Genomic DNA, 17617 nt, shown 5'->3' with positions numbered 1-17617 from the left:
AACGCACCATGGCCTACGGGCCTCCCCCGTCGCCAGGTCACGGCCCAGGCTGGCAGCAGCCCGCCTGGCAGCAGCAGCCCGCGCCGAGCCACTACGGGCCCACAAGCGGCGAAGACACCACCTGGGCGCTGATGGCGTACATCGGCCAGTTCCTGGTGGGCGCCATCGCACCGGTGGTCGTGTTCTTCGGCAAGGGCCGCTCGCCCTTCGTCCGCCGCCACGCCGCCCAGGGCCTCAACATGGGCGTGGCCGCCATCGCGGTCTGGCTGGTGGGCGGCCTGCTCTCCCTGGTCGTCCCCGAGCTCATCTGGGTGCCCCTGGGCTTCACCGGCGCCGTCATGTTCTACCTGGTCTACGCGGGCCGGGCGGCCAACCGCGGCGAGTTCAGAAGGGTGCCCAAGTTCGTGGCCTGGCCCCTCCTCAAGGCCCGCTGAACCCCGGGCCGAGGGTCAGCTCACTTTGACGTGGGACTTCGAGGCTCGCGCGTCCTGCTCTGCGTCCCGCTCGACATCCCGCCCGGCATCCCGCCCGGCATCCCGCCCGGCATCCCGCCCGGCATCCCGCCCGGCATCCCGCTCGGCGCGTTCCGCGGTGTCCGCGGGACGCGCGGCGCGGAGCGCGCGGCGCGCCGGGTCCGGTCCGGGCAGGACGGTCATGGTGCCCGGCTCCCCCGGCTCCTGGTCGAGGCGGACGACGCGCCCCGGGTACGCGCGGGAGGCGATCTCGATGTCGCGTTCGTCCCAGGCGCCGTAGAAGACCGGGCAGCCGTCCCAGAGCTCGACCTTCTCCGCGCCGGTCGGCCAGCGCCGGCCGAAGGCGTCGATCAGGATCGGCTCCTCGCTGTGCGGAAGGTCCGGCCCCGTCTCCTGGACGCGGGACGGGTCGGATGCGTGGTCGGGCACGGAGATCGTCCTCCTGGGCACGGGTAGGGGCCGCCTCGGCAGCCGGGCGAAGACCTGGTCGGCCTCGAGCTCGATCGGGAACGGGCGGGCCAGCGTGGCCGCGCGGCCCCGCGGCAGCCGCGCGCGCTCGGTGTAGCGGCCGGCGTCGCCCAGCTCGTACACCCTGATCTCCGACAGGTCGCCCCGGCTGTCCACCACCCAGTACGCGGGGACGCCGTGCCGCTCGTACAGGGCCTTCTTGGCGCCGAGGTCGGCGGCGCGGGAGACCGCGGAGGTCACCTCCACGACCAGCAGCGGCGGCCCGTCCACCGAGGCACGCGGATCGCCGGGGCGGTCCGGGTGGCGCCTCGTGTCCCGGTGGCACACCACGAGGTCGCAGCGGAGCCAGGTGTCATCGCCGAGCCGGACCCCGGTGGACGTCGCCGACCACTGCTCCGCGGTCTCGGCCAGCCCGACCGGCACCACCAGGCCGGAGACCAGAACCTGATGCAGCAACGAATGACTCACGACGCCCAGTGTCCTCCCGCGGACGCTGCGTCACCGTGACTTTACCGATTCGAGAACAACGCCCGCGAGGCGGCCCGTTCCCGCTGAGGTGCGGGGACTTGGGACGGCTGTTACCGCTTGCCCTTGTCGGCGGAGGATTCGCCGGTCGACAGGGCCGCGACGAACGCCTCCTGCGGCACGTCCACCCGCCCGATCGTCTTCATCCGCTTCTTGCCTTCCTTTTGCCTCTCCAGCAGTTTGCGCTTGCGGGAGATGTCGCCGCCGTAGCACTTGGCCAGGACGTCCTTGCGGATGGCGCGGATGTTCTCGCGGGCGATGATGCGCGCGCCGATCGCGGCCTGGATCGGCACCTCGAACTGCTGCCGCGGGATGAGCTCCTTGAGCTTGGCCGTCATCATCAGCCCGTACTCGCGCGCCTTGTCGCGGTGCACGATCTGGCTGAACGCGTCCACCGACTCGCCCTGCAGCAGGATGTCCACCTTGACCAGGTCGGACTGCTGCTCGCCGCTCGGCTCGTAGTCGAGCGAGGCGTAGCCGCGGGTCCGCGACTTCAGCTGGTCGAAGAAGTCGAAGATGATCTCCGCCAGCGGCAGCGTGTAGCGGATCTCCACCCGGTCGGCCGACAGGTAGTCCATGCCGAGCAGCACCCCGCGCCGCCCCTGGCACAGCTCCATGATCGCGCCGATGTGCTCGCTCGGGGACAGCAGCGTGGCCTTCACCACCGGCTCGAACACCGCCGCGATCTTGCCCTCGGGGAACTCGCTGGGGTTGGTGACGGTGTGCTCGGTGCCGTCCTCCATCACCACCCGGTAGATCACGTTCGGCGCGGTGGAGATCAGCGACAGGCCCGACTCGCGCTCCAGCCGTTCCCGGACGATCTCCATGTGCAGCAGCCCGAGGAAGCCGCAGCGGAACCCGAAGCCCAGCGCCGCCGAGGTCTCCGGCTCGTAGACCAGCGCGGCGTCGTTGAGCCGCAGCTTGTCCAAGGCGTCCCGCAGCTCGGGGTACTGGTCGCCGTCCACCGGGTACAGCCCCGAGTACACCATCGGCTTGGGGTCCTGGTAGCCGCCCAGCGGCTCCCGCGCGGGCCTGGACGCGCTGGTCACGGTGTCGCCGACACGCGCCTGCCGCACGTCCTTCACGCCCGTGATCAGGTACCCGACCTCGCCGACGCCCAGCCCGTCCACCGGCTTGGGCTCGGGCGAGATCACGCCGACCTCCAGCGTGTCGTGCGCGGTGCCGGTCGACATCATCAGGCTCTTCTCGCGCCGCGACAGGTGCCCGTCCACGATCCGGACGTAGGTCACCACGCCGCGGTAGGTGTCGTACACCGAGTCGAAGATCAGCGCCCGCGCCGGGCCCGAGGGGTCGCCGACCGGCGCCGGCACCGTCTCGACGATCCGGTTGAGCAGCTCCGGCACGCCCTCGCCGGTCTTGCCCGACACCCGCAGCACGTCGGACGGCTCGCAGCCGATGATCCCGGCCAGCTCCTCGGCGTACCGGTCCGGCTGCGCGGCGGGCAGGTCGATCTTGTTGAGCACGGGGATCAGGTGCAGGTCCGCCTCGATCGCCAGGTAGAGGTTGGCCAGCGTCTGCGCCTCGATGCCCTGGGCCGCGTCCACCAGCAGCACCGCGCCCTCGCACGCCGCCAGCGACCGGGACACCTCGTAGGAGAAGTCCACGTGCCCCGGGGTGTCGATCAGGTTGAGGACGTGGTCGGTGCCGTCCGGACCCGTCCAGGGCAGCCGCACGGCCTGGCTCTTGATCGTGATGCCGCGCTCGCGCTCGATGTCCATCCGGTCGAGGTACTGCGCGCGCATCTGGCGTTCCTCGACCACCCCGGTCAGCTGCAGCATCCGGTCGGCGAGCGTCGACTTGCCATGGTCGATGTGCGCGATGATGCAGAAGTTCCTGATGATCGCGGGATCGGTCTTGTTCGGCTCAGTCGGAGGCACCGGGGTCCGTTCGCAAACTCGCTGGTGGGCAGTTGTCTACTGGCATGGACTGCCGTCTCCATGGTCCCATGCCCGGCCGGATGCTCTGTACTTGGCTGTTCTGTCCTTCATGGTCGAGTGCAAGCCGAGTGCAAGTCGAGTGCGGTCGAGTGCGCCCGTCCGCCACGGTTTGGGGCCGGGGCCGGTGATTGGTAGGCTGTGCGACTGCGTGTGGCGTACCGTCGTGCCTCGGGGCACCGTCGCCCCGTCTACCACCGAACGTTATGGGCCTGCCGCCCGCTGCGCGGCAGGCGAGGATCGCGAACCAAGGCTGAGGCACTACGACGTGGCTAACATCAAGTCCCAGATCAAGCGCAACAAGCAGAACGAGAAGGCCCGGCTGCGCAACAAGGCCGTCAAGTCCGAGCTGAAGACGGCGATCCGCAAGTTCCGCGAGGCCGCCGAGGCCGGCGAGGTCGACAAGGCGATCGAGCTGCAGCGCGCCGCGGCCCGCAAGCTGGACAAGGCCGCCAGCAAGGGCGTCATCCACAAGAACCAGGCCGCCAACCGCAAGTCGGCCATCGCCAAGCGCGCGGCCGCTCTGCAGAGCACCAAGTAAGCCCGCGCTCAGGTAAACGCGGCCGGAGACAACGGCCGGGCCCCCTTCGTCACGGCCCGGCCGTTTCACGTTGCCTGGGACCCGCCACGGCGTGCCATCGCGGACAAATCAGTACTCTCCCCGGCGACCGCCCCGGTACCGTGATTCGTCATGAACGAGCGCCGCATGGTGAGGGTCTCCAAGTACCTCGCCAGGCATCTGCGGCACCAGCCCGAGCGGATCGGCCTGACCCTCGACCCGGCCGGCTGGGCCGACGTCGATGAACTGCTGACGGCGGCCGCGGCGCACGGCTTCCCCATCACCCGCGACGAGCTCGGCCAGGTCGTGGCGGCCAACGACAAGAAGCGCTACGCGTTCGACGAATCGGGCAAGCGGATCCGCGCCAGCCAGGGCCACTCCATCCCGGTCGACCTCGGCCTGCCGGTGACTCCCCCGCCCGAGGTCCTCTACCACGGCACCGTCGGCCGCTTCCTCCCCATGATCTGGCGGGAGGGCCTGAAGCCGATGGACCGGCACGCCGTCCACCTGTCCCCCGACCGCGAGACCGCCACCAGGGTCGGGACGCGCCGCGGCAAGCCGGTCATCCTCACCGTCGACGCGGCGGGCATGGCCGCCGCCGGCCACGAGTTCCGTGTCAGCGCCAACGGGGTCTGGCTCGTGGACGCGGTCCCCCCGGGCTTCCTCACCATCACGTGATCGTCAAGGAACGAACCGTATGCGCTTCGAGACCACCATCGACATCGACGCCGCCGCCGACACGGTCTGGTCCGTCCTCGTCGACGTCGGGCGCTGGCCGGAGATGACGCCGTCCGTCACCCGTGTCGAACGGCTGGACGACGACTTCGGCGACGGCTCCCGGACCCGCCTCCACCAGCCCAGGCTCCGCCCGGCGATCTGGACGGTCACCGAGTTCGACCCGGGACGCTCCTTCGTCTGGGAGTCACGCGCACCCGGTGTGGTGACCACGGCCGGTCACTACCTGACCCCCGGCGACGGCACGGTCACCGTCCGCCTCACCCTCGACCAGCGAGGCGCGGCCGCTCCGCTGATCGGTCTTCTGTACGGCCGCCTGACCCGCCGCTACCTGACCCAGGAGGCGGAGGGCCTGAAACGCCTTTCCGAGTCCTGACCCCGCTCAGCGCACCTGACGGGCCGCCACGACCTCCGCGACCGCCTTCTCCAAGGCGTAGGCGGCATCGGCCGCGCCGCCCTTGACCTGCTCGTCCGCCTTGGCCACAGCGGTCAGGGCCCGCGCCACGCCCTCCCCGGACCAGCCCCGCAGCTGCCGTTGCACCCGGTCGATCTTCCAGGGCGGCATACCGAGCTCCTTGGCCAGCGCCGCGCCCCTCGCCCCGCGCGGAGCGGCCCCCACCTTCGCCAGACTCCGCACGCCCTGCGCCAGCGCGCTCACGATGAGCACGGGCGCGACCCCCGTGGCGAGGGCCCACCGCAACTGCTCCAGCGCGTCCGCGAGCTGCCCTTCGATCGCCTTGTCGGCCACGGTGAAGCCGCTCACCTCCGCACGTCCCCGGTAGTACCGGGCGACCGCCGCGTCGTCGATCCGGCCTCCCGTGTCGGCCACGAGCTGGCCGCACGCACCGGCCAGTTCACGCAGGTCGTTGCCCACCGCGTCCAGCAGCATCCGCGCGCCGTCCGGCGAGATCCTGCCGCCGGCCCGCCGGACCTCGTTCCGGACGAAGTCGATCCGCTCCCCCACCTTCGTGACCTTGGGGCAGGACACCTTCCGCGCCCCCGCCTTGGCCAGCCCGTCCACGAGCGCCTTCCCCTTGGCGCCGCCGTGGTGGACGGCCACCAGCGCCACGTCGTCGGCCGGGTCCTTCGCGTACGCCAGCACCTCGGCCGTCAGGTCCTTCCCGAGATCCTGAGCCGACCGCAGCACCAGCACCTTCCCACCGCCGAACAGCGAGGGCGAGGTCAGCTCCGCCAGCTTCCCCGGCTCCAGTTCCCCCGGAACCAGATCGATCACCTCGGTCTCCGGGTCGTCCGCCCGCGCCGAAGCCACCACATCCCCGATGGCCCGCTCCACGAGCAGCTCCTCGTCCCCCACGATCAGCGTGATCCCGTCCCCAGCCACCCCAGCAGCATGCCACGCCCGCGCCCCCCATGCCGCACCGAGCGCACGGATGCCGGCGACATCTGCATTACCAGAGCATATGCGATCATTAATGTATGTACCGCCGCAGAATGCCCTTCCGCATCAGGTTCCTGCGGTTTCTCGGCCCCCTGGTCGTCCTGGGAATCGGGGCCGGGCTGGTCATCGCCTGGGCCTATGCCATCGCCTATGGCATGGGCGGCGGATGGAATCTGGTTCTCGTCCTGGCGCTGTTCCTTCTGGTCGCCGGGGCGTGCGGGCTGTTGTTCTTCTGGTCGAGCTGGCCTTGGGTCGGAATGGTGGCGGCGGCGCTGCTCTTCCTGAGCGTGGCGCCCGCGCAGTCCGCCATCCAGAACGCGGCTCTCGACCTGAGCGGGCAGTCCGGAGTCTGCCAGGTACTGGACGTCATCAAGCGCACCTACCGGGAATACGTGAGCGACGGCGACGGTGGCGGCCACTGGGAAACCCGCACCGTGTACCGGCATTCCCTGCGCTGTCCCGAAGGAGGACCGAGCCAGCTGTCCCGCGGACACGCTCTCGCGAACAAAGGCGAGACACTCGAAGTGGTATGGGATCGCAAGGGCCGAGTCGGCCCCCTCGCCACCTCGGAACGGCACACCCCATGGTCGGCATGGAAAATCTTCCTCGCCATGCAGGCCCTCGCCCTCCTCGCCCTATGGATCGAGGCATGCATCGACCTGATCCGCTACCCCGAACGCTCATCCTGGGACATGGGCACGAACTTCATGGAACTGGCCGAAGCCCCGATCCCCCTACTCCACACCCGGAAAAGATCACGAAGGTAACCTTCACCGTAGAAACTTTCGCGCCACTGGATGATCGTGCGCACCGCTCCAAGCACGACTGGAGGAACTCTCGGGAGGCGACACAGAGGCCGCTTCCCGGAAAAGGAACGTCACCGCGACATGGCGACGCAGGCGGGTCTCGATCGCGTCCCAGACCTCGCCCATCCCGCCTTCGCCGATGGGAAGGGCGTCCGCTCGCAACCGCCCGCGAAGGTGGTCACCGGCTCACATGCGCTCAAGGGTGCCGTCCGCGCACAGTGCGTCGAAGTGCTCTGCGGCCCGTTCGGGTGCGGGGCCACCACGCACCAGCAGCCCTGCCGCGATGTTGTTCTCCACACCCGGCTGAGTGAGGTCGGCGCTGGACACCAGCAGTTCCTGGCGGTCCGCCACCACGATCCTGGCGTGCATCAGCCCCCGCCGGTCGGGACGCCGCGTCGCCGGCCAATGCCACGGCTCGAAGCCCAACTCACGGAAGGCGGCGGCGGGTTCCTCACCGCAGATCGCGCCTGCTCCCTGGAACGTCTCGACGACGATGTGGACACGTACCCCGCGTCCGACGGCCGCGCCAAGCGCCGCCTGCAACGGCGGATACGACACGGCCGAGTACGTCATCAAGAGCAGTTCACGACCCGCGCGCTCGACGACACCGGTGAGCGCCTGAGCGGTCGAGCGCACGGGCACCGCGTGGCTGGTGGGCCCGCTCCACACCGGCTCGACATGGACCGCGGACTCCTGGTGTTCGAGCGCCGTCGCCGCGCCGTTCAGGTACGCGGCCACGGCGACCAAGGGAAGGTCGTCCTCCTGGAACGCGGCATCGCGGATGGCGTCGACTTCGGCGCGGAAGTCCTGCTCGATATCGCCGTAGCTGACGTAAGCCCCGTTCTCGAAGCGTTGGGCGAGCCTCCGCAGCCGTGCCGGTCCCAGTACTGCGGCGGGCGCGGCGGCGGCCCGCTGGAACCGCTCAAGCGGGGTGCTGCTCACGGCGCCTCCGGGCAGAACGCCGGGTCCGCGTCGCCGATGGGGACGACGAACCGCCGATCGGAAACTTGTCGCCTCACTCGCATGTGGTCTCCTCTCCCGCCTTGGACGACTACAGACGGAAGATAAACCACATCAATGACCCTTCTCGCGAGTATACGGAAATTGCGAAGAAATGCGAATTAAACCTCCCATGCCGACCTTGCCAGAGGTCATCGACATGGCGCGAGACATCTGGCTTCAGATTTCCGAATTTGGGACCGTTCTCTTATTCAGGACGATTCACTGCTGATCGCCACAGAGCTCCCGGCCAACGCCACCACGACAACGCCCACCAGAGAGATCAGCTTCCGACTCGTTCGGCAATCGTGATCGCCATCTGGGATTCCAGTCCCCGTATGCCTGAGCCGACACCAGTCGTCTGCTCGGATGCGCATCTGATAGCCGAGCTGAACGAGCCCGCCCACGCCCCCGGGAAGTGTCGCTGACGGGCCTGATGAGCTGCCGCCCGGGATCACCAAGAGGGTGCAGCCGGACGAGATGACTGAGCATCTGGGCTAGAGCGCTGCGAACGCCACGCGCTGCCGGGCGGGAACCGCCGCAACGACAGCTTGAGCGCACCGGCGCACTGCTCCGTGTCGCCAATGGCAAGTGATTCATCCTGGCCGGGGTATCGCCATCGGCCTCCGGATCACCGCCCAGCCGCACGATCTCTAAAGACAGCCGCGACCTTGATAGGCCGTCCACGGTGCTAGCGACCGACGCGTGGTTGTGAGTTGAGTTTTTAGTCGGGGTTTGTGGCATGTGGATTGGTTGGGGCGGCTCCTGAGGATCAGTGGCGGGTTACCACGGAGAGGCCGGTGGCTGTCCTGGTTATGGCGATGTCTCCGTGCTGGTCGGTGCGGTGGATGCGGGTGCCCTGGTGGTTCAGGAGAGCGAGGGTGGCCGGGGACGGGTGGCCGTAGTCGTTCTCCTTGCCCACGGAGATGATCGAGACGGCGGGACGGGCGGCGGCGAAGAAGGGGGCGGACTGGGAGCGTGAGCCGTGGTGGGGGACCTTGAGGACGTGGACGGGCGGGATGCTCGGGGAGAGCGCACGTTGGGCCTCCTCCTCGACGTCTCCGGCCAGAAGCGCGCTGAAGCCGGGAGCTCGGGCCACCAGGACGATGCTTGCGTTGTTGAGCATGGTTCCGTCGTCGGACGCCGACAGGCGTGGTGCCGATGGCGGTGGGCCCAGTACGGAGAGGGTGAGATCTCCGATGCTCCAGCGCTGGCCGGTCATCGCGGTGCGTAGGGTGAGGCCGAACGCGTGACGGGCCTCTCGGCCGAAGCTTGACGGCGTGACCAGCACGGTATGGATGACGCGGCCCTGCCGGACACCGGCGGTGCCTTCGATGTGGTCCGCGTGGGAGTGGGTCAGGACCAGCAGGGGCACCTGGCGTACGCCGAGGCGATCCAGGCAGGCGTCGACGAGGGCGGGTTCGGGGCCGGCGTCGACCACGACAGCGGACGCCCGTCCAGTGGCGAGGACCAGGGCGTCGCCTTGGCCGACGTCGCAGGCGACCATGGCCCAGTTCGGTGGCGGCCATCCGGGCCCGACCGCGCGCAGGGCCACGACGGCGATGAGCACACCGGTCATGGCTGCGATGGCGACGAGACGCAGTCGGCGGGAGCGCAGGATGAGCACCGCCACGGCCGCCGCCAGAAGCAGGCTCACCGCGCCCAGGGCACCGCCTCGCCACGGGAGGGTGGCGTACGGGAGGTCTGCCGCAGTGCGGGCGATGGCCGCGACCCAGCCCACGCAGAGTCCGGCGGCCCACGCCAACAGTCGGGCCGGCGGCAGGGCCACCAGTGCGACCAGGGCGGCGAGCGCACCGAGCAGGGTGGCCGGGGCGACGACCGGCGCCGCGAGCAGGTTCGCCGCGATGGCCACTACTCCCAGCTCGCCCGACAGCATGACCAGCACCGGGGCGACGGCGACCTGAGCCGCCGCGGTGACCGCGAGCGCATCGGCCAAGGGGCCGGGCATCCGGCGACGCCATCGGTCCCTCCAGATGGGCGCCAGGACGAGCAACCCGGCTGTGGCCAGCACGGAGAGCACGAACCCGTACGAGCGGGCCAGCGAGGGATCGATCAGTACCAGGGCCAGGACGGCGGCGGCGAGGGCGGGCAGGCCCTGGCGTTGCCGTCCGGTGACCAGTGCCAGCAGGCCGATCAGGCCCATGACCGCCGCCCGCAGCACGCTGGGCTCGGGCCGCGCCACCACCACGAACGCCAGCACGGCGGGGACCGCGACGAGGGGAGCCCGTACCCGTCCGAGGCCGGCGAGCCGGCACAGCCCCAGCACCGCGCCGATGACGATCGCCAGGTTGGCTCCCGAGACCACCAGCAGATGCGTGAGGCCCGCGGTCTTGAAGTCCTCCGACAGTTCGGGGGTGAGGCGCGAGGTGTCCCCCACGACCATGCCGGGAAGCACACCGCGCTGGTCGGGCGGCAGATGGTCGGTGGCCAGCCGCAGCCGGGCACGCACGGTCTCGGCCGCCCGCTGGACCGCCGACGGGCGGCCAAGGGAGATCGGCGGGCCACGCACGAAGAGCACGGCCGCCAGGAGCTCGGCCCGGCGAGGCGGGGCGAGACGGCCACTCACCCGGGCCTTCTGGCTTGGCAGCAGTCCCAGCCACCGCCGGTCGTCCGCGATCAACAGGACGGGTACGCGCACCTGGAGGCGGCGTCCGCGCAAGAGGACGGCTTCGGCCCTCGCCCGTGCCAGGATGATCGGCCGTCCAGGCCGTACCACGGGCTGTGGGTCAGTGGTGAGAACGACCTCGACGACCGCACGTTCCCGCGCCTCGGCGAGGTCGCGCACCGGCCCAGAGCCGACGGCCGAGACCCGCAGCCCCGCGGCAAGGGATGCCGCCGCCACGCAAGCCAGCACCACCCCGATGAGCATCCGCTCCGAACGTCCCCAGCCGCTCTCGGATCGACCCGACCCCGTCCAACCCGGCCAACCCCACCCCGCCCAGCTCCGTCCAGCCCCCTGCGTACTTGACCCTGGCCTTCGCGTCTCGGCCCGCTCCCCCTCCTGTCTCCGGGTCGTCGTGAGACGTTCCGCACCTGCCTGGCTGAACTCCGGACTTCGCAGCCCTTCCCGCCCCAGCCCCTGCTCCCCGGGCGACGCCGCCCGCTTCACACCAGGGCGGTCGGGCCCAGGGCTTCGCAACTCTGCGCGCTCCCCCTCCTGCCTTGGGGTTGTCGTGGGGTGCTTCGCCTCTGCTTGGTTGGGCTCCAGGCTTCGCGGCTCCGTACGTCCTGGTTCCTGTCTCCCGGACGGCGCTGCACGCTTCGCGGCGGGCCGGTTCGGCTTTGGACTTTGTGGCTCAGCACGCCCCGGCTTTTGTTTCTGGGGGCTCGCGGGACGCTCCGCACCTGGCTGCTCAAGCTTTGGACCTCGCCACTCCGCACGCGCTGGCTCCTGTCCAGCGGAGGACGCCGCTCGCGTCGTACCAGACTGGTCGGACTCAGGGCTTCGCAGCCCCGCCCGCTCCACCTCTTGACTGCGAGTGCTCTCGGGACACTTTGCGCCTGCCTCGTTGAGCTTCGAGCCTTGCGGCTCCGCTCGCCCTGGGTGCTGGCTTTCGGACGGCGTTGGACGGTTCGCAGCGAGTTGGTTGGGCCGCCCTTGGGGCTTGGCTTGCTCCTTCTGTTGTTGTCGCGGTGTGGGTGGCTTTGGGGTTGGCTGATTGGGGCTTGTGCTTGTGGCTTGCTGGTGTTTCGGGGTTGTCGGTTGGCTGTGGGGGCTCTTGTTGGGGCTGGGATTTCGGCTTTGGGGTGGAGGTTGGGTTGGTTTGCGGGGGGTGAGGAGGAGTAGGGCGGCGGCTGCGGTCGTGACGGCGGCGATGGTGTAGGTGAGGGGTGGTGGGAGGCCGATGGTCAGGTAGGCGGACAGCCAGGTCGCCAGGGCTGGGGGGATGAGGCGGAGGTCGTGGCGCGGCGGTGGGTTGGGGGGTTGGTTCATACGCGGACCATCGATTTCAGGTCGTTGTAGCGCCGGGAGCCGATGCCGGAGACCTCCTGGAGTTGTTCTACGGAGCGGAAGCCGCCGTGCTGGGTGCGGTAGTCGATGATGCGTTGGGCCAGGACGGGGCCTACGCCGGGTAGCTGGTCCAGTTGGTCGGCGGTCGCCGTGTTGAGGTCCAAGGGGCCTGCCGTGCTCGTGGAGCCTGAGACGGACGGGGCCGGGGCTCCCCTGACGCCGACGGAGATCTGTTCGCCGTCGATGAGCCTGCGGGCCAGGTTGAGGGGGCCGGTACCGGCGCCGGGACGGGCTCCGCCGGCGGCTTTGATCGCGTCCGCGACACGGGATCCGGCGGGGAGGGTGACGATGCCGGGGCGTTTGACCTTGCCGTGAACGTGAACGACCACCGTGCCGCCCTGGGAGGGGGAAGGGGGCGCGGAAGACGTGAGGGACGGGACTCCGGCTGGTGCTGAGACGGGCTGGGGGTCGGGGCGGGCCGCCCAGAAGTAACCACCGGCCACCAGTGCTGCCACCAGACCGAAAAGGATGAGGACTCGGCCGCCCGCGATTCCCGGGTCTAGGCGTTCGCGCAGGTGGGAGCGCTTGTGGTGATCGGCGGGACGGTTGGAGTCTGCTCTGATATGGGCGTCAGAAGGAGATTCTTCCGCGTTTTTCGGAAAGAGCGGAGTGGGGCCTGAACGGCCGTTCTCCGCGGTCGCACGCGGCCGTGCGGAAAGCACGCGGAGCCGGTCGGTCTCCCTGCCGTAACGCTTCATGCGTCCGACGTTAGGAATGTGAGTGTTCGGACGGGAGACGGTTCCGGGACTGTGGATAACTCGCCGGTTAGAGGCGTGGGGCTACGACGACGCCTAGCATGCCGGGGCCTACGTGGGCGCCGATGACCGGGCCGACTTCGCCGATGTGGAGGTCCCTGACGTGGGGGATGCGGTCGCGTAGTTCGCCGGCCAGGGCCTCGGCGCGGGAGGCCGCGGCCAGGTGCTGGACTCCCAGGTCGACCTCGCGGTCGGCCGCCTCCGCGACGGCGAGGTCGGCGAGCCTGGCCAGGGCGCGGGATGTGGTGCGCACCTTCTCGACGGGGGTGATGGCCCCGTTCTGGATGCCGAGCAGGGGCTTGACCATGAGCGCGGACCCCAGCAGTGTCGCGGCGGCGCCGATGCGCCCGCCGCGACGGAGGTGTTCCAGGGTGTGGACGTAGAACAGCGAGCGCGAGAGTTCGGCGCGGCGTTCCGCGGCGGCGACGACGTCCTCAGGGGAGGCGCCGTCGAGTGCGGCCTCGGCGGCGGAGAGCGCGGCGAAGCCCAGGCCGAGGCCGATGGTGCCGGAGTCGACGACGTGCACGGGTACGGGTGCGTCCTCCGCGGCGAGCCGGGCCGCCTCCAGCGTGCCGGAGATGGCCGCGGAGAGGTGGACGGAGACGACGGCGGGCGCGCCCGCTCCAGCGGCCGCCTTGAACGCGTGCGCGAACCGTTCGGGGGATGGGCGGGACGTGGTGACGGGGCGCCATTCCTTCAGCGCCTGCGCCGCCTGCTCGGTGGTGACGTCGCCCTCGTCCCGTGTCTCACCGCCGATGGCGATCTGGAGGGGGACGATCGTGAGCCCGTGCCGTTCGACGAGGCGTGGGGGGAGGTACGCACTGGAATCCGTGACAACCGCGACCGCGCTTCCCATGGCAGGAGACTACTCCGGCGCCGGGACGCGAGGGTGACCGTGATGTATCGCTGTGTAACAAGCCTGTGTAACGGCCAGGTTCGGCCGGCGGGTCAGGGCTGGACGGGGACTCCGCCGCGCCACACCCGCAGGGCGCGCAGGCCGAACGCCCAGGCGAAGGCGCCCTCGTGGTCGGCGTCCCACAGGACGATGTCGGCGAGCATGCCGGGGGCGAGCGAGCCGCGGTCGCCGACGCGCAGGGCGGAGGCGCCGCCGAGGGTGGCGGCGCGCAGCGCCTCGGTGACGCTGAGGCCGAACATGGCGACCGACAGGCCGATCACGAGCGGCATGGACGTGATGCCGCACTGACCGGGGTTGTGGTCGGTGCCGAGCGCGACGGGCACGCCGCGGTCGAGCATGGCGCGGACCGGTGCGGGCGGACGGGCGCTGTTGAGCGCGCTGCCCGGGCACACGGTCGCGGTGACGCCGGCGTGCGCGAGCGCCTTGATGTCGTCCTCGTTGGCCTGGGTGAGCAGGTCGGCGGACGCGCAGCCCACTTCGGCCGCGACCTGGGCGGCGCCGATGCGCTCGTTGGCGCAGGCGTGCATGCGGGCCTTGAGCCCGGCGCGCTTGCCGGCCAGGAGGAGGGCGCGGGCCTCCTCGGCGGTGAAGTGGCCCTCGTCGCAGTAGACGTCGATGCTGTCGGCGCCCGCGACGGCCGCGTCTCCGGCCCACTGGCGGACGGCCTCGATGTAGTCGCGGCGGCGTCCGAAGAACTCGGGCGGCAGGATGTGCGCGGCCAGGAACGTGGCGTGGATCCGGGGCATGGACGGCTCGCCCTCAAGGGAGCGCAGCATGCGGATGTCGGCCATCTCGCCGTCGCGGGTGAGGTGGTAGCCGGTCTTGGCCTCGACCGTGGTGGTGCCCGCGAGGATCCACTGCCGGAGGCGTTCGCGGACGCCGTTGCACAGCGTCCAGGGGTCGGTGCCCCGGGTGACGGTCACCGTGGAGTTGACGCCGCCGCCGGCCGCGGCGATCGCGGAATGGGACGAGCCGCTGGTGCGCATCGCCAGCTCGGCCCAGCGGTTGCCCGCGTACACCGGGTGCGAGTGCGCGTCGATCAGGCCGGGCGTGACGAGCCCGCCGCCGAGGTTCTCCACGTGGTCGACGTCGACGATGTCGTCGATGATGCCGGGCACGCTCTGCGGCAGGTCGGAGGCGGGACCGGCCCACACGATCCGGTCGTCGTGGATGAGCACGGCGGCGTTGCTGCAGACGTCGGTGCCCGTCCAGAGCCTGCCGATGTTCGTCAACAGCCGTACGGTCATAGGGTCACCGGCCCGGGACGGTCGGCGCGCCCCAGGGCGCGGCACCGGACGGGACGGGAGTCGACGCGGGGGTGGCGTTCGTGGGCGTCACTGGGGCGGCGGGCGGCCACGCGGCGGGCGGCCACGCGGCGGGCGGGGTGGCGCTTCCGGCGCTGCGCGGCAAGGCGGTGACCTGCGGCGGAGCGGATTGGAACGGGCCATTCACCGACCGGTGCCGCGGCGCGCTCGTGGTCGAGCGGCGCGGGCCGGCCTCTCCCGGACCCGGACAAGCCATGGCGTGCGGGGGCGAGCCACCTGCGCTGGTGTACGGGTCTGCCATGACGTGGGCCACCTGCTCTCGTTCCGGAACGCCGACTGGGTGCCGGCGATTCACCGATGGAGGGTCTGGTGATCGAGTGATCACCAGGAGCAACGAGACCGGAGATATCGGTTTCGTCACGGTAGTGCACTGGCGGCCCGGCCGACAACCTCTGCTCGGCGAACGCGACCGCCACGGGAAAGGTTCCAGGGAGCCGCCGGCGGGAGGCGGCCCGCGGTGGCACGTCCACGCTGGTCACCGAACTCCGACAACCGGACAATGCCCGCACAATGCCAAATACTTCACACAACAACCGGTCACCGTGCATCGCCGCCCTCGCCCCGCCCTGGTCCTATGACCGTACGGATTCCACGGGCGGCGTCAAGCGGAATGCAGAAGCTGTCACCGTTCGGCGACCACCATTCGCCATTTCCCCGGCCCGCTTACCCGTATTTGGGCGAGACCTAGGCCAGCCGTTGGCCAGCCCGAAAAGGGTCCGAGCACACCGGAGCGGGTGTCCGATTCGCCCATATTGTCGTAGCACAATTACGCAGAGTAACGATCCGCCGAGGAGGCGGACATGAGGAAGGGGCGCCCTCCCGGCATTCCCGCCATGACGACGGGCCTACCCAGGGAAGGCGCCCCTGATCGAAGCCAGGACCTGCGAAACCGGCCCACACCCCAGGGCGCGAGCGCGGCATCAAGACGTCGGGGCCAGGCTTTCGTAGCGCTGGAGTTCCCAAGCGAGGTCATCCGGCACGCGGGCGTGCAGCAGGGTGCCCTCCGGCGTGTGCTCCTGCTTGAGGACCTCACCGCGGTCGTGGACCTTGGCGACCAGATCGCCGCGGTCGTACGGGACGAGGGCACGCAGTTCGCGCTGCAGCACGGGCAGGTCGGCCTCGATGGCGGCGCGGAGCCGCTCGATGCCGAAGCCCGTCCGGGCCGAGACGACCACGCTGTGCGGTTCGCGGAGCTGGAGGCGGGCGAGGGCGAGCTCGTCCGCCGCGTCCGCCTTGTTGATCACGATGATCTCGGGGATCGTGTCCGCGCCGATCTCGCGGAGGACCTCCCGCACGGCGTCGATCTGCGCCTCGGGGTCGGGATCGGAGCCGTCCACCACGTGCAGGATCAGGCCGGCGTCGCTGACCTCCTCCAGCGTGGACCGGAACGCCTCCACCAGCTGGTGCGGCAGGTGCCGGACGAATCCGACGGTGTCGGCCAGCGTGTAGGTGCGCCCGCCCGGCGTCTCGGCCCGCCGCACGGTCGGGTCGAGGGTGGCGAACAGCGCGTCCTCCACCAGGACGCCGGCGCCGGTGAGCCGGTTGAGCAGGGACGACTTGCCCGCGTTGGTGTAGCCGGCGATGGCCACGGCCGGGACCTGGTGGCGGCGGCGCTCGCCGCGCTTGGTGTCGCGGGCCTTGGACATCCCGTCGATCTGGCGGCGCAGCTTGGCCATCCGGGTGCGGATCCGGCGCCGGTCCAGCTCGATCTTGGTCTCACCGGGGCCGCGCCCGCCGATGCCGACGCCGCCCGCGGCGCGCCCGCCGACCTGGCGGGACAGGTTGCCGCCCCAGCCGCGCAGGCGCGGCAGCAGGTAGTTGAGCTGGGCCAGCTCGACCTGGGCCTTGCCCTCGCGGCTCTTGGCGTGCTGGGCGAAGATGTCGAGGATCAGCGCGGTCCGGTCGATCACCTTGACCTTGACGGTCTCCTCCAGGTGCCGGAGCTGGCTCGGGGTCAGCTCGCCGTCGCAGATGATGGTGTCGGCACCGGTGGCGATGACGACGTCGCGCAGCTCCTCGACCTTGCCCGAGCCGATGTAGGTGGCCGGGTCGGGACGGCCGCGCCGCTGCACGAGGCCCTCCAGGACCTGCGATCCGGCCGTCTCGGCGAGCAGGGCCAGCTCGCGCAGGGAGTTCTCGGCCATCTCGGCCGTGCCGTCGGTCCAGACGCCGACCAGGACGACGCGCTCCAGCCGGAGCGCGCGGTACTCGACCTCGGTGACGTCGGCCAGCTCGGTGGACAGTCCCGCGACGCGGCGCAGGGCCCGGCGGTCCTCCAGGTCGAGTTCGCCGGTCAGCGGCTCGCGATCGGTGTCGGTGTCGATGTCGGTATCGATGTCCGTGTCGTACGCCTCGGCGGCCAGGAGCGCGTTTTCGGCCCTGTCGGTCGTTCGAGGCTCGCTGTCTGCGGAAAAAGGATGAGTCATATGTCCTCGGTAGAACGCCGCGGCGGCGCCGTGTCTTCCCGAGATCGTCTCACGGCGGGCCCCGGAGGTCATCCGGGTTCGCCTCCAACCCGCCCCGGCGGCCCGCCCCGCCTGACCGAACCCGCCGTGGAGCCCGTGACCTGCGCGATGGTTGCGGGACGGCGCGTGGGAAGACCTGGCCCGGGGGTGCTTTGACCGCCGTCACGCGCGGGAAGTAGCGTTTCTTCACACAACAGAAGTGAA

Annotated in this window: 14 protein-coding genes; 5 read left to right on the top strand and 9 right to left on the bottom strand. The window is 70.5% G+C overall.

The features are described from left to right. Positions 1–8 precede the first annotated feature (8 nt). Entirely contained in the window at positions 9–434 is a 426-nt protein-coding gene (locus tag ACGWYJ_RS17120; RefSeq protein WP_395106977.1) for a DUF4870 domain-containing protein, read from the top strand. 15 nt (positions 435–449) lie between these two features. Here the strand turns inward: ACGWYJ_RS17120 and ACGWYJ_RS17115 are convergent, their stop codons facing one another. Next, positions 450–1409, bottom strand: coding sequence for a Uma2 family endonuclease (locus ACGWYJ_RS17115; protein ID WP_395106976.1), 960 nt, complete (start codon positions 1407–1409; stop codon positions 450–452). Between the two features lie 110 nt (positions 1410–1519). Further along, a complete protein-coding gene (gene lepA / locus ACGWYJ_RS17110) occupies positions 1520–3364 on the bottom strand; it encodes a translation elongation factor 4 (protein ID WP_395106975.1) in 1845 nt (614 codons plus the stop codon). 325 nt (positions 3365–3689) lie between these two features. Here lepA and rpsT point away from each other — a divergent pair, with 325 nt between their 5' ends. The 3 genes from rpsT to ACGWYJ_RS17095 all read left to right on the top strand — a co-directional run bounded on the left by rpsT (position 3690) and on the right by ACGWYJ_RS17095 (position 5091). Then, on the top strand, positions 3690–3962 hold the full coding sequence (gene rpsT, locus ACGWYJ_RS17105; protein ID WP_285694874.1) for a 30S ribosomal protein S20: 273 nt from the start codon (positions 3690–3692) through the stop codon (positions 3960–3962). A gap of 150 nt (positions 3963–4112) precedes the next feature. Next, a complete protein-coding gene (locus ACGWYJ_RS17100; protein WP_395106974.1) occupies positions 4113–4658 on the top strand; it encodes an RNA 2'-phosphotransferase in 546 nt (181 codons plus the stop codon). A gap of 19 nt (positions 4659–4677) precedes the next feature. After that, positions 4678–5091, top strand: coding sequence for an SRPBCC family protein (locus ACGWYJ_RS17095; RefSeq protein ID WP_395106973.1), 414 nt, complete (start codon positions 4678–4680; stop codon positions 5089–5091). A gap of 6 nt (positions 5092–5097) precedes the next feature. On the opposite strand, the gene holA is transcribed toward ACGWYJ_RS17095, so the two are convergent. Then, positions 5098–6057, bottom strand: coding sequence for a DNA polymerase III subunit delta (gene holA / locus ACGWYJ_RS17090; RefSeq protein ID WP_395106972.1), 960 nt, complete (start codon positions 6055–6057; stop codon positions 5098–5100). A 110-nt stretch (positions 6058–6167) separates the two neighbouring features. Between holA and ACGWYJ_RS17085 the strand changes: the two genes are divergently transcribed. Beyond that, the gene (locus ACGWYJ_RS17085) at positions 6168–6881 is read left to right on the top strand and encodes a hypothetical protein (protein ID WP_395106971.1); all 714 of its coding nucleotides are present in this window, start codon (positions 6168–6170) and stop codon (positions 6879–6881) included. Between the two features lie 225 nt (positions 6882–7106). Here the strand turns inward: ACGWYJ_RS17085 and drmC are convergent, their stop codons facing one another. From drmC to hflX, 6 genes are all read right to left on the bottom strand, one after another. Next, positions 7107–7862, bottom strand: a complete 756-nt coding sequence (gene drmC, locus ACGWYJ_RS17080; protein WP_395106970.1) for a DISARM system phospholipase D-like protein DrmC — start codon at positions 7860–7862, stop codon at positions 7107–7109. A gap of 829 nt (positions 7863–8691) precedes the next feature. Further along, entirely contained in the window at positions 8692–10809 is a 2118-nt protein-coding gene (locus tag ACGWYJ_RS17075) for a ComEC/Rec2 family competence protein (protein ID WP_395106969.1), read from the bottom strand. A 1061-nt stretch (positions 10810–11870) separates the two neighbouring features. Further along, positions 11871–12281, bottom strand: a complete 411-nt coding sequence (locus ACGWYJ_RS17070) for a helix-hairpin-helix domain-containing protein (protein ID WP_395106968.1) — start codon at positions 12279–12281, stop codon at positions 11871–11873. Between the two features lie 436 nt (positions 12282–12717). After that, positions 12718–13563, bottom strand: coding sequence for a DegV family protein (locus tag ACGWYJ_RS17065; protein ID WP_395106967.1), 846 nt, complete (start codon positions 13561–13563; stop codon positions 12718–12720). Between the two features lie 92 nt (positions 13564–13655). After that, on the bottom strand, positions 13656–14870 hold the full coding sequence (hutI, locus tag ACGWYJ_RS17060) for an imidazolonepropionase (RefSeq protein ID WP_395106966.1): 1215 nt from the start codon (positions 14868–14870) through the stop codon (positions 13656–13658). 998 nt (positions 14871–15868) lie between these two features. Then, entirely contained in the window at positions 15869–17374 is a 1506-nt protein-coding gene (gene hflX / locus ACGWYJ_RS17055) for a GTPase HflX (protein ID WP_395106965.1), read from the bottom strand. Positions 17375–17617: the final 243 nt, after the last annotated feature.

This window comes from Actinomadura sp. SCN-SB, from assembly GCF_043906805.1.
Classification (GTDB): Bacteria; Actinomycetota; Actinomycetes; order Streptosporangiales; family Streptosporangiaceae; genus Spirillospora.
The sequence above is the reverse complement of the archived record's forward strand: the minus strand, read 5'-3'. Positions and strand labels throughout refer to the sequence as shown.